We start from the raw sequence: 12,665 nt of genomic DNA, 5'->3' as shown, positions 1-12,665 counted from the left end.
TCAAAAAACATGCAAAATGCCAGGAACCTTTGGGGCACCTGGCACATCTATGATTCTATACTGATGCTTTCTGTATATTTGAGCTTTCTGTTGTATTTACATCTATTATTTGCCTTCGCAGGATGAATACATATGCAAAAAATGCGAAGATCATACTTAATGCACTATATAAAAAGACCGCTTTGAAGCCAGCATGAAGGGAAATAAAGCCTAAACATAAAGCTCCGATTCCACTCCCCACATCTTTGGCAGTGAAAAACGTCGAGTTCCCTGCGCCTCTTCGATTAGGAGGGCAAAGCTTAATCATGACAGCATTTAAAGCTGGCTCTACAAAACCTAATCCTAATCCGTATAGGATGCCTGATAGGATGAAATCACTTAAGGAATTAGCATAGGCTAAAACCACGAATGAGAGCGTCATAATGATTAATCCAGGGATAATGACCAAAGAACTTCCATATTTATCGGCCAATTTCCCTCCAACAATTCTCGTGAATAATAGGGAAATAGAATAAACCGTATAATAAAAACCGATGTCTTCGATTCCTAAAGATAGGGCGAAGGTTGGGATAAAGGTTAACGCTACACCCATTCCAACATAAACAAAAGCTGTTACTAAAGCTGTTGGAAGAGCTGTTTTTTCATAGAGCAGTTCTGAGATTTTTCGTTTTCGAGTTGATGTTTCACGTTCGATGTTTGTTTTTCCTTTTTCATATGTAATAAATAAGCTACAAAGAATCGAAATCAAGCCAATCAAACCGGCAACGATGAAAAGTACTTGATAATTAAATTGTTGAATAAGATAGATACTTAAAGCTGGTCCCACTGCCGTTGCGAGTGTATTGGATAACCCAAAATAACCAACACCTTCTGCCAACCGACGTTTTGGCACAATATCCGAAATAACAGTCCCGGATGCATTGGTAGTGGCACTGAAACCTATGCCGTGTAAACTTCTCATAACCAACAGAAGGCCAATCGAAAATGCAACAACGTATGAAAGAGTAATAAATGCGGTTACCACAGCTCCAATAATTAACACAATTCTACGACTCTTTTCATCTATTATTTTTCCGAAAAGAGGTCTAAATAGGATCGCTACAAACATGAAGAAACCAAAAAGCATACCTGAAATCGAATTATCGCCACCTAGATGGATTGCATATAAGGGGAGACCCGTCATAAGCATATTATTTGCAATTTGTGTAGACATCGCATAAACAAACGTTAGAAAATAATATTTCGTCCATAATTTTTCTGAATGATTTTTTGTTTCTTCCAATGGATTTCCCCTTTTCCTAAAAGTGATGCTGATAATGATTATATCAGCATTATATATAGAATCGAAAGAAATCTCTTAAAAAAGCGCTTAACATTAAACTTTACTATAAAAGAGATTTTTTAAAAAAGTATTGCAATATATTTTTATTAGAAAATTCGAAATAATGTTGAAATTAGTAATTGGATACAGTATCCTATTTATAGGAATGAAATTAACAAGAAGCTTACTGGAGGAATATATTCAATGAATGTAGTTGATCAGGTAAGTATTAATGAGGTAGGTTTAAGGGACGGACTACAATTAGAGCCAAAAACTCTAACGGTCGATGAGAAGGTAGAAATTTTTCAATTACTAAAAGAAGCAAAAATTCCAGAAGTTGAATTTGGCTCTTTTGTTCACCCAAAGCTTGTACCTCAAATGGCAAACACTGCAGATTTCTATTCAAGATTAAAGGTTCTTTTCGGTAATCCTAAATTAGTTGCTCTTATTCCGAATAGTAAAGGATTAGAGATTGCTAAAGAAAATGGTGTTACATCTGTCAATTATGTGCTTTCTGCAAGTGATTCACATAATTTACAAAATGTCAGTCAAACAACTGAACAATCATTAGAAGGCTTTAAATACTTAATGGATTACGCAACTAATCACAATATGAGAATGAATGTTACAATTGGCACTTCGTTTGGCTGTCCATTTGAAGGGACAGTTCCCCCAGAACGCATTTTAACTATCATAGAAAACTTGCTTCAATACAACATCAATCGAATCACACTCGCAGATACAACAGGAATGGCTAACCCAAAACAAGTATATCACTTAACAAAAAGTGTACTTGCTGAATGGAAGCATTTTGAATTTGGTTGCCATTTTCATAATACCCGAGGTATGGGATTAGCAAATATTGTTGCAGCCCTTGAATCAGGGATTACTGTATTTGATGCCTCATTAGGTGGTATAGGTGGTTGTCCTTTTGCACCAGGAGCTACTGGGAATGTTTGTACTGAGGATGTTGTAAATATGCTCGAAGAAATGGGTGTTGGAACAGCTATTGATCTTGATAAATTGATACAAGCGTCTCAAAAGTTAAGTGATATTTTAGAACATGAACTGCCAGGTCAAGTAGCCAAAGCTGGAAAGAGCTCTAAATTGTATCCGCTTCCAAGATAACCATTAAAAATAGGGAGATGATGATCTTATGTCTGTAAAAACATTTGAAACAATCCATCTTGAAAAAAAACAAAATATTGCCATTTTGACTCTTAACAGACCAGATTCCATGAATGCGATGAATACCCAGATGGCACTAGAATTAATCGATATTCTTCAAGACTTAAAATATGATGAGAATATTCGTGTATTAGTACTTACAGGTGCTGGTTCAAAAAGCTTCTGCGTAGGTGCTGATTTGAAAGAACGGAATGGCATGTCTCAAAAGGACTGGAAAATACAGCATGATGCTTTTGAAAAAGTGACCGAAAGTCTTAGAGACTTTCCATTTCCGGTAATTGCTGCAATAAATGGCTATGCGCTAGGCGGAGGTTTAGAAATATCATTGAGCTGTGACCTTAGAACAGCATCTGAAAACGCTAGCCTAGGTTTGCCTGAGGCAAAACTAGGAATTATTCCCGGTATTGGTGGAACACAGTTATTATCACGTCTTGTTCCGATTGGAATTGCCAAAGAAATCCTCTATACAGGCAAAAGAATTACCTCTAATGAAGCAAAACAATGGGGCTTAGTAAATAAAGTCTGCTCAGCTGACAATCTTCTCGAAGAAACGCTAGTGCTAGCAGAAAGCATCGCTAAAAACGCGCCATTATCGTTAATTTCTTTAAAGAAAGCGGTGAATAAAGGTACTGAGACGGATTTAACGACAGGGATTGCGCTAGAGCTTGAAGCGTATTATAAATGTGCGAATTCAGAAGATAGGGTAGAAGGAATACGTGCTTTTAATGAAAAACGTGCTCCGCAATGGATGGGCAAATAAAATATAGAGTCTATAAAAATATCATTTTAATAAAAACGAATATTATTGGAGGGTACTAATATGGTAAAAACATTTATAGCTGAAACAGATGAACAGGAAATGATTCGTAAGAGTGTTCGAGCTTTATGTGAGCGCTTTCCTGAAGACTACTGGAGAGAATTAGATGAAAGGGATGCATACCCAACTGCATTTGTTAAGGCGCTAACAGAGGAAGGATGGCTTTCAGTATTAATTCCCGAAGAGTACGGTGGTGCTGGTCTTGGAATGAAGGAAGCCGGAATTATTTTAGAAGAAATCAATCGTTCTGGTGGGAATTCAGGTGCTTGTCACGCACAAATGTATACAATGGGCGCAGTTCTTAGACATGGGAATGAGGATCAAAAGCAACGTTATCTTCCTAAGATTGCTAGTGGTGAACTTCGCCTACAAGCCTTTGGAATTACAGAGCCAACGGCAGGAAGTGATACAACAAGCATAGAAACATTTGCAGAACGTAGAGGAGATAAGTACATTGTAAATGGTCAAAAAATATGGACATCAAGAGCAGAGCACTCAGATTTAATGCTTTTACTAGCACGAACAACTCCAAAGGAACAGGTGAAAAAGAAAACAGATGGCTTAAGTCTCTTTTTACTAGATATGAAGGAGCAAGCTGCCAACATTGATATTCGTCCAATTGATGCCATGATTAACCATGCAACAACGGAAGTATTTTTTGAAAATGTAGAGATCCCAGTTGAGAACTTAATTGGTGAAGAGGGGAAAGGATTCAAATATGTATTAAGTGGAATGAATGCAGAACGTATTCTTATCGCTTCTGAATCTGTAGGTGATGGCCTTTACTTTATTGATAAGTCTGTACAGTATGCAAACGAACGTGTTGTATTTAATAGACCGATTGGACAAAACCAGGGTGTTCAGTTCCCTATTGCTAAGGCATATATGGATATCCAAGCTGCAAAATTGATGAGAGATAAAGCGGCTGAAATGTTTGATGAAGGAATTAATTGTGGCGAAGAGGCCAATATGGCTAAGTATCTTACTTCTGAGGCGACTTGGCGCGCAGCAAATGCAGCAATGGACACGTACGGTGGTTACGGTTTTGCAAAAGAATACAATATTGAGAGAAAGTTCAGGGAAGCTCGTCTCTTCATTGTTGCACCAATTTCAAATAATCTAGTAGTTAGCTTTGTTGGTCAGCATGTTCTTGGATTACCACGCTCATATTAAGCCTTAAATTTACCAGGTGGGCCTTAATAGGTGCACTGGATGGAGGGAGGAACTAAGAATGGCTGGGCCATTGAACGGAATAAAGGTAGTAGATGTAACAACAAACATATCTGGTCCTACTTTAACTATGATTTTAGCGGACTTAGGTGCAGAAATTATTAAAGTAGAACGACCGAATACAGGGGATGATTCAAGAGGAATGGGTCCGTTTTTGGAAGGCGAAGGTGTTTATTTTCTCCACATTAACCGGAATAAGCAATCAATTGCAATCGACCTTAAACAAGAAGAAGGTCGAGAAATTGTGTATGAATTGGTAAAAGATGCTGACATATTTGTGGAAAACTTCCGATACTCTAAAGCTGAAAAAATGGGATTAGGTTATGAAAAGTTAAAAGAGATGAATCCTTCTTTAATCTATTGCTCACTTTCGGCATATGGCCAGGATGGACCGATGCGCAACCAACCTGGATATGACGCAATTGCACAAGCCGATGCAGGTATTATTGGTATTAATGGAACAGAAGGTTCTGATTTAGCACGGGTTCCAGTTTCTGTACTCGATCAAGGTAGTGCTATGTGGGGGGCAATCGGTATTATTTCTGCTCTACTTCACAAGGAAAAAACTGGAGAAGGCCAATTGGTTACGACATCTTTATATGAAACAGGTGTTTTCTGGGTCGGATATCATATGCTTTCTTGGCTTGCAACTGGTAAGGAACCTAAAAAGAATGGGGCAGGTCATACAGCATTTGCACCATATGGAGCGTTCCTTGCAAGTGACACTCATATTATGATTGGTATTTCAAATAACTCATTGTTTGCTAAGTTATGCAAGGTTATAGGGAAAGAAAATTGGATAACAGAACCACGGTTTTCGAGTAATTCAAAGCGTGTTGAAAACCAAGAGGAATTAAAAGAGGCTATTGAAAATATTTTACAATCTAGGTCAGCAGATGAGTGGATTGATTTATTGGCTGATGCAGGAGTTCCAAGCTCAAAAGTAAAGAAGATTTCCGAAGTTGTAGAGGATGAACAAGTGAACGCATTAAACATGTGGAGTGAAATTTCACATTCAAATATACCAGATTTAAAGCTTCCAAGATTGCCTTTTGAATTAAGTACTTCAGAGGTCAAAATCACAAAAGCTCCACCGGTGTTGGGTGAAGATACAAGAAGCATAATGGAGAGTCTTGGATATAGTCAAGACAAAATAAACCAGCTATTAATGAGAGGGATTATCCAGAACGAGAAAGATAGTAGTAAAGCACATTAACAATATCCCTTTTTGCTAAATGAAAGGTTTGAGGTGCTTAATGATGGAAAAAATGCCATTGCGATTAAGTAATCAAGACATGTTACCCACGAAGGTCGTTAATATATTGCGTAATAAAATATTAAATGGAGAATATCAACCAGATGAAAAGTTGGTCCAATCTACTTTAGCTGAACAATTAGGTGTTAGTCGAATGCCTATTAGGGAGGCTTTAAAAAAGTTAGAGTTAGAGGGGTTAGTGACGATTGAACCTCACAGAGGTGCGATTGTTAAGTCAATCACCATCGAGGACATAAAGGAGATTTACACACTTAGAGCAGAATTAGAAAAACTTGCTCTTTCGCTAAGTATTCCTAGATTAACAGAATCGGACTTAAATCAATTAAAAGAAAAGCTTTCAGAAATGGAACAAAGTGAAAATGTAGAAGTCTTTGTTTCAGCAAATATAGAATTTCACCGTTTAATGATTAAAGGTTGCTCATGGAATAGGCTACTTTCTTTTATCGAAACGTTGTGGAATGGATTCCCACAGCACACACCTCATTTACTACCTGAACAAGTACAAAAATCCAATGCCGAGCATAAAGAAATATTAACCGCAATCCTTAACAAGGATAGCGAGAAGGCATCTATGTTGCTAGGTATGCATATTGAAAGAACTGGAAACAGTCTTGTTGAAAAATTTTTGAGAAACGCTAGCGGGGAATAGATAAATGACAATTTTTCGATCATGGATGTTCATTCCTGGAAATCAACATAGAAGGGTCAGAAAAGTAAAAGAACTAGATGCGGACGTTTACATCTTTGATCTTGAAGACTCAGTCCCATACACAGAAAAGGATCGAGCACGACAGATTGTTGCAAACAGTATTCTAGAATATAGTCATTTGCAAAACTTTGTTCGGGTAAATGATATAAATACAAACTATTTTGTAAAAGATATCCAATCTGTTTTTGTAAAGGGTTTAAAAGGTATCGTCCTTCCCATAGTAAATGGTCCGGAAGATATACTAAGTGTAGAAACGATTCTAGATGAATTAGAAGACATCCATGGAATTAAGAAAGGTTCTACTAGCATTGTTCCACTAATTGAGTCAGCACTAGGAATTTACTATTCTGTTGAAATAGCTAAATCTTCGACAAGAATTAACCATTTAGCCTTTGGCGCAATCGATTATACACTTGATATTAACGCAACAATAACTGCATCAGGTATGGAGTTACTATATGCCCGCTCACAACTAGTTATTGCTTCAAGAGTAGCAGGTATTGAAGCCCCAATAGATACTGTTTTTATTGATGTTAATGACAATACATCATTAAAACATGAGTCTAAATTTGTCAAAGAGTTAGGATTTCAAGGTAAATTGTCAATCCATCCTAACCAAATTTCGATAATAAATGAGGTATTTACTCCGAGTGAAACTGAAATTATGGAAGCAAAAGAAGTGATTTCAGCTTTTAATAGAGCAAGTAATGAAGGAAAAGCTGCTATCCAATTAAATGGGAAAATGATAGATTATCCTGTAGTTAAGAGGGCTCAAAAGATTTACGCAAAGGCTAAATTACTCGGATTAACAGAATAGGTGAAATGGGAGTGAAATGAAAATGCTAAGTGAAGCATTGGCGAAGTTTATTAAGAAAACCACATATGAGGATTTGTCTTCTGACGTTGTAGAGTTTACAAAACTTTGTATTCTAGATTGGTACGGTTCAGCAGTAGCGGGAAAGGATAAAGTACCGATTCAGATGATTGCTGAGTTTGTGGATGAAATGGGTGGAAAATCTCAATCTTCTCTCGTAACGGGTGGGAAGTCGTCGATGGTAAATGCTGCCTTGCTTAATGGTGCCGCTAGCCATATTGTCGAATTAGATGATATTCATAAACAATCAATTGTACATGCTGGTACAGTAGTCATTCCTGCTGCATTAAGTATCGCTGAGGCGAAAGGAAAGAGCGGCAAAGACTTAATTACAGCGGTAGCATTAGGATATGATGTCTGTTACCGAATCGGAGAAGCAGTTTCTCCGTCACACTATTATTATTGGCACAATACTGCAACCTGTGGAACTTTTGGTGCTGCTGTGGCAGCTGCGAAACTATTAGACTTAAACGAGGAACAAATAATTTATACACTTGGTAGTGCAGGAACTCAAGCTGCTGGATTGTGGGAATTCATAGAAGACGGGGCGATGTCCAAACAGCTTCACACTGCAAAGGCAGCAGCTAATGGCGTAACCGCAGCACTTTTAGCTGAGAAAGGTTTTACTTCAGCAAGTAAAATCCTAGAAGGAAAAAGAGGATTCTTTCATGCCATGTCCTCTGAATTTAATGAATCTCGGATAACCGATGGTTTAGGAGAAATTTTTAAAATTATCGAGAACTCATTCAAGATTCATGCTTCATGTCGACATACTCATCCTTCAGTCGATTTAATGATTGATTTAAAAAATGAACACCAGCTTCAAACAAAAGACGTAAAGAAGATTAAAGTAAAGACGTATCAAGTTGTATTAGATATTACAGATAATCCTAACCCAACAACTATTTACGCAGCGAAATTTAGCGTGCAATATTGTGTAGCTTTAGGATTAAAAAACGGTAGTGCAGGACTTCATGATTTTACACAAGAGGCACTAGAAGATCAGGAAATCCGTCAAATCATGGAGAAAATTGAAGTCTCTGTGGATTATGATATTAACGAAGCCTATCCAGAAAAATGGGGATCAAAGGTTGAAATTGAACTGAATAATGGAGACTTGCTATCTTTAGAAACGAATTATCCAAAAGGTGATCCTGAAGTGGGAATTACTGCCGACGAATTAATAAAGAAATTTCGAACACTTGCCAGCGCATTGTCGATAAATGAACAAGAATCGATGGTTCAAAAAATAATGAATGTAAATAAAATCCTAAATGTGGAGACGTTTTTCTCTACAAATGAGGTGCTAAGTTAACAGTAAAAAAGAAATGCAATTTTCTACATGGAGGAAATTGTATTTCTTTTATTTTATTGATTTGGATAAAGGAAAGTAGGACAAATATGAAGAAGATTCTTTATCAAGATATTGTCGAAAAAGTAGCTGAATTATGTATCAGCGCAAACTACGATTTAGGCAAAGATGTATTGAGTGCATTTAAAGACGCCATAAATAAAGAACGTTCAGAAATTGGGAAAGACGTGCTTAAACAACTCATTCGTAATGCAGATTTAGCTACCTCTAATCGAGTTCCAATGTGCCAAGATACAGGTGTAGCGGTATTTATTGTTGAATACGGACAAGAAGTCTTCGTTGAAGGTGGAACCCTTCATGATGCTATAAATGAGGGAGTGAAAAAGGGGTATAGAGATGGATTTTTAAGAAACTCTATCGTTAGCCATCCATTAGAAAGAAAAAATACAGGTGACAACACCCCTGCTGTCATCCATGTAGAATTTGTTCCAGGAAACCAATTAAAGATTATGATGACTGCCAAAGGCGGCGGTGCGGAAAATATGAGCCGATTGAAAATGCTTATGCCCTCAGATGGTATAGAGGGAGTAAAAAAGTTTATTTTAGAAACAGTTGAAGAGGCAGGACCAAATGCGTGCCCACCTTTAGTTGTTGGTATTGGAATTGGCGGCAATTTTGAGTATTGTGCATATCTGGCTAAGAAAGCATTATTCAACCCAATTGGTGAAAGAAGTAAACTGCCAGAGATTGCTAAATTAGAGGAAGAATTAATTGTAGAGATAAATAAGTTAGGAATTGGGCCGCAGGGATATGGGGGTACTACAACAGCACTTGATGTAAAAATCGAAATGGCTCCTTGTCATATTGCTGCACTTCCAGTTGCTGTTAATCTAAATTGCCATGCGAGTCGACACAAAGAAGCAATACTTTAAGGAGAAAGAAAAATGTCAGTCAAAAAAATAAAAGTTCCATTTGAGGATGGAGTCGTCCAAACATTAATTGCCGGAGATCGAGTTTTATTAACTGGCACATTATTTACAGCTAGGGATGCAGCACATAAAAGAATGATTGAGTCATTGGAAAAGAACGGTCAACTGCCAATTCCCATAGAAGGTCAAGTCATTTATTACGTTGGTCCAACACCTGCAAAGCCCGGACAGATAATTGGATCGGCTGGCCCAACAACCAGTGAAAGAATGGATAAATATGCTCCTACACTACTAGATTTAGGATTAAAAGGGATGATTGGTAAGGGATTCCGGAATGATGAAGTCATTCAATCCATCAAGAAAAATAGAAGTATATACTTTGGTGCTATTGGTGGTTCTGCAGCGTTAATTTCAGAAAAGATAAAAAGTGTTGAGGTAATCGCATACGACGATCTTGGCCCAGAAGCCATTCAAAAAATTGAAGTCGTTGATTTTCCAGTGATTGTGATTAATGACTCTTATGGTAATGATTTGTATAAAAAGGGGAGACAGCAATTCAAATTATAATGAATTCAAATTAGTTCTTATAAAATTTGTAGAAAGTATATTAGTCCCATTAAGTTTCTCCTTACATAAAAATATTAATTTATCTTTCCATGATTTTTAACCAAAATCATGGATTTTTTATAAAAAATTTAAAAAACATTTTAAGATAAATAGTAAGAATTTATATTATCAAATAATATTTCTTTGAAATATACAAGTTTTAAAAATCTTATTGTTCCTTATATTTACAATAACGCTTTCGATAATATAGAGCGAAAGAGTTTTGATGACATAATGATTTTAGAATATTATAAATAAAATAAATAATTTGACAATTGTAAAAACCCATGATAAATTACAGGTAAATCGTTACACTACAACGTTTCACTGAAACCATTTACTAAATGTCTAAAAGTACTTTTATCTGGAGGAACTAATGTCTACGTTAAAAAATGTGGCTAAAGAAGCGGGGGTGGGTATAACAACCGTTTCCCGATTTTTAAATAAAGATCCTACTTTGGTTATTGCAGAAGATACAAAAGAAAGAATTTTGCAGGCTGTTAAAAAGTTAAATTATAAACCAAATGCTTACGCAAGGGCATTGAAATTAGGTAAAACTTCAACATTTGGTTTGGTTATTGGAAATTTTTATAATCCTGCCTACAGTCAAATGATCAAGGGTGTTGAAGAAGTGTTGGATCAGCATGGATACCACCTAATTGTAACAAGTGCAGGGGAATACAGAACGAATAAGTCTTACTTTAATTTAATAAACGAAGGTCGAGTAGATGGAATAATAATAGCCATTACAAATATAGATGACCAAGATATTAAAAGGCTAGATGCTTTCGATATTCCATATGTTCTGATGAACAGTTTACATAACAAAGCGAAGTATTGTGTTGGTAGTGATGATGAGTCGGCAGCAAAAAGTGCGGTTAGTTACCTAATCGAAAATGGACATCGACAAATTGCTCATCTATCTGGTAAATTTTATTCCGATATAGGATTTAGAAGGCTAAGTGGTTATAAAAATGCATTAATAGAACATGGTATTCCAGTAAACGAAAGTTTAATTGTCGAAACCGATTTTACAGAAGACAGCGCTTATGATGGGATTGAAAAACTTTTAGAACAAAATGAAAACCCTTTCACGGCGGTGTTTACTGCTAATACTAGAACCGCATTTGGAGCAATGGCGTGTTTTAGAGATAAAAGTATAAGAGTTCCTGATGATTTATCAATAATAGGATTTAATGATGTACATTTTAACTCGATTTTAAATCCACCCCTTACAACAGTGAAATTTTCACTCGAAGACATGGGTAGAAAAGCTGCCAGTACTTTGCTGAAATTGATAAATAAACAAGAGGTAAATAAAATAACCATTCTGAAAGATCACCAATTGATTATCAGAAAGAGTGTAAAATCAATTAACTAATAACCAATCATTCTAGGTGAATCTTCAACGAATAAGTATTGAAACTATTTTATACAACATGTTTTCTCATAGATAGTCTTTGTATTGCTTCGTTTTACAAAAAACAATAGAGGTGATGGAAAATGAAATTTGAAACAAGTATTGGTGCATCAGAGAAAGACGCAGTATATAACCATGGATTTAATTTAGCAGAAGATTTAATTGGAACTGCTACTCTTGCAGATATGGCTTTCGTAGGTGCAACCCATAGAATGCCAACAAAAAACGAATCAGATATGATAAATGCGGTAATGGTCGCAATTGCTGAACACGGTTTCACCCCTAGCTCTGTATCAACCAGACTTACATACCTAGGTGCTCCAGAATCTGTACAAGGGGCAATCGCTGCTGGGCTCCTCGGTGCAGGGACAGTATACCTTGGAGCGATGGAATATGTTGCCGAAATGGTGCAAAAAGCCGTTCAAAAACATGAAGGAAAATCAATTCCTGAAATTGCAGCACTTACATTAGACGAGTACACTGCTGCTGGAAAAGCATTACCTGGATTTGGACATCCAATTCATAAGCCTAAGGATCCCAGAACCATTAAACTCTATCAATTAGCGGAAGAGTATCAGGTTAAAGGAATTCACCTAGAATTACTTCAGGAAATCAGTAGACAATTTAATGAAAGAAGAGGAAAGGAAATTACAGTAAATGTAGTGGGAGCTATCGGAGCTATCCTATCTGATATGAATATTCATTATGGAATCGTGAAAACGTTTGGGGTTGGTGCTCGTGCAATTGGATTAATTTCTCATATTACGGAGGAAATCGAGCATGGAAGAAAAAATAGTATTGGCCAACGACTTTTTGAGTACATTGAGGAAAATACAGATTATCAGCCTCACGAACAAACTAGCTTAAAAAACAGCTAACTAGCTTGCTAGATTCATATTATTTGGGGGTGGTTATTTCAAGCAAAAAATAGGAAATTTCACCATTCAATTTTAGAAATTACATTTACATTAAAAAAAGGGAGT

At 36.5% G+C, this 12,665-nt stretch carries 12 protein-coding genes; 11 read left to right on the top strand and 1 reads right to left on the bottom strand.

Features of this window, described 5'->3' with window-relative positions:
• Window positions 1-55: 55 nt before the first annotated feature.
• Complete coding sequence (locus ABC371_RS20165; RefSeq protein ID WP_412898429.1) at window positions 56-1,282, bottom strand: MFS transporter; 1,227 nt, start codon at window positions 1,280-1,282, stop codon at window positions 56-58.
• Window positions 1,283-1,525: 243 nt separating this feature from the next.
• On the opposite strand from ABC371_RS20165, the gene ABC371_RS20160 reads away from it, so the two are divergent.
• The 11 genes from ABC371_RS20160 (at window position 1,526) to ABC371_RS20110 (ending at window position 12,560) form a co-directional block, all read left to right on the top strand.
• On the top strand, window positions 1,526-2,449 hold the full coding sequence (locus tag ABC371_RS20160) for a hydroxymethylglutaryl-CoA lyase (protein WP_412898428.1): 924 nt from the start codon (window positions 1,526-1,528) through the stop codon (window positions 2,447-2,449).
• Between the two features lie 28 nt (window positions 2,450-2,477).
• Window positions 2,478-3,269, top strand: coding sequence for an enoyl-CoA hydratase/isomerase family protein (locus ABC371_RS20155; protein ID WP_412898427.1), 792 nt, complete (start codon window positions 2,478-2,480; stop codon window positions 3,267-3,269).
• A gap of 60 nt (window positions 3,270-3,329) precedes the next feature.
• Window positions 3,330-4,499 (top strand): acyl-CoA dehydrogenase family protein, encoded by a 1,170-nt coding sequence (locus ABC371_RS20150; RefSeq protein ID WP_412898426.1) that lies wholly within the window; start codon window positions 3,330-3,332, stop codon window positions 4,497-4,499.
• Window positions 4,500-4,557: 58 nt separating this feature from the next.
• On the top strand, window positions 4,558-5,772 hold the full coding sequence (locus ABC371_RS20145) for a CaiB/BaiF CoA transferase family protein (protein ID WP_412898425.1): 1,215 nt from the start codon (window positions 4,558-4,560) through the stop codon (window positions 5,770-5,772).
• A 40-nt stretch (window positions 5,773-5,812) separates the two neighbouring features.
• Entirely contained in the window at window positions 5,813-6,481 is a 669-nt protein-coding gene (locus tag ABC371_RS20140; RefSeq protein ID WP_412898424.1) for a GntR family transcriptional regulator, read from the top strand.
• 4 nt (window positions 6,482-6,485) lie between these two features.
• Window positions 6,486-7,358 (top strand): HpcH/HpaI aldolase/citrate lyase family protein, encoded by an 873-nt coding sequence (locus tag ABC371_RS20135; protein ID WP_412898423.1) that lies wholly within the window; start codon window positions 6,486-6,488, stop codon window positions 7,356-7,358.
• 22 nt (window positions 7,359-7,380) lie between these two features.
• Complete coding sequence (locus ABC371_RS20130; protein WP_412898422.1) at window positions 7,381-8,730, top strand: MmgE/PrpD family protein; 1,350 nt, start codon at window positions 7,381-7,383, stop codon at window positions 8,728-8,730.
• Between the two features lie 86 nt (window positions 8,731-8,816).
• Window positions 8,817-9,659 carry a fumarate hydratase gene (locus tag ABC371_RS20125; protein ID WP_412898421.1) on the top strand — a complete coding sequence of 281 codons (843 nt, stop codon included), beginning with the start codon at window positions 8,817-8,819 and terminating at the stop codon, window positions 9,657-9,659.
• A gap of 12 nt (window positions 9,660-9,671) precedes the next feature.
• Window positions 9,672-10,223 carry a Fe-S-containing hydro-lyase gene (locus ABC371_RS20120; RefSeq protein WP_412898420.1) on the top strand — a complete coding sequence of 184 codons (552 nt, stop codon included), beginning with the start codon at window positions 9,672-9,674 and terminating at the stop codon, window positions 10,221-10,223.
• A 415-nt stretch (window positions 10,224-10,638) separates the two neighbouring features.
• A complete protein-coding gene (locus ABC371_RS20115) occupies window positions 10,639-11,643 on the top strand; it encodes a LacI family DNA-binding transcriptional regulator (protein ID WP_412898419.1) in 1,005 nt (334 codons plus the stop codon).
• A 122-nt stretch (window positions 11,644-11,765) separates the two neighbouring features.
• Window positions 11,766-12,560: a citryl-CoA lyase gene (locus ABC371_RS20110; protein ID WP_412898418.1), complete on the top strand. Its 795-nt coding sequence runs from the start codon at window positions 11,766-11,768 to the stop codon at window positions 12,558-12,560.
• The last annotated feature ends 105 nt before the right edge of the window (window positions 12,561-12,665 follow it).

The sequence above is a fragment of the Bacillus jepli genome (assembly GCF_047238305.1).
GTDB lineage: Bacteria > Bacillota > Bacilli > Bacillales > Bacillaceae_L > Ferdinandcohnia.
The sequence above is the reverse complement of the archived record's forward strand: the minus strand, read 5'-3'. Positions and strand labels throughout refer to the sequence as shown.

Excerpts from the sequence above, each read along its gene's own strand:
- ABC371_RS20145 (WP_412898425.1), top strand. The coding sequence starts at position 4,558 with ATGGCTGGGCCATTGAACGGAATAAAGGTAGTAGATGTAACAACAAAC.
- ABC371_RS20155 (WP_412898427.1), top strand. The coding sequence starts at position 2,478 with ATGTCTGTAAAAACATTTGAAACAATCCATCTTGAAAAAAAACAAAAT.
- ABC371_RS20110 (WP_412898418.1), top strand. The coding sequence starts at position 11,766 with ATGAAATTTGAAACAAGTATTGGTGCATCAGAGAAAGACGCAGTATAT.
- ABC371_RS20125 (WP_412898421.1), top strand. The coding sequence starts at position 8,817 with ATGAAGAAGATTCTTTATCAAGATATTGTCGAAAAAGTAGCTGAATTA.
- ABC371_RS20150 (WP_412898426.1), top strand. The coding sequence starts at position 3,330 with ATGGTAAAAACATTTATAGCTGAAACAGATGAACAGGAAATGATTCGT.
- ABC371_RS20115 (WP_412898419.1), top strand. The coding sequence starts at position 10,639 with ATGTCTACGTTAAAAAATGTGGCTAAAGAAGCGGGGGTGGGTATAACA.
- ABC371_RS20160 (WP_412898428.1), top strand. The coding sequence starts at position 1,526 with ATGAATGTAGTTGATCAGGTAAGTATTAATGAGGTAGGTTTAAGGGAC.
- ABC371_RS20135 (WP_412898423.1), top strand. The coding sequence starts at position 6,486 with ATGACAATTTTTCGATCATGGATGTTCATTCCTGGAAATCAACATAGA.
- ABC371_RS20130 (WP_412898422.1), top strand. The coding sequence starts at position 7,381 with ATGCTAAGTGAAGCATTGGCGAAGTTTATTAAGAAAACCACATATGAG.
- ABC371_RS20140 (WP_412898424.1), top strand. The coding sequence starts at position 5,813 with ATGATGGAAAAAATGCCATTGCGATTAAGTAATCAAGACATGTTACCC.
- ABC371_RS20120 (WP_412898420.1), top strand. The coding sequence starts at position 9,672 with ATGTCAGTCAAAAAAATAAAAGTTCCATTTGAGGATGGAGTCGTCCAA.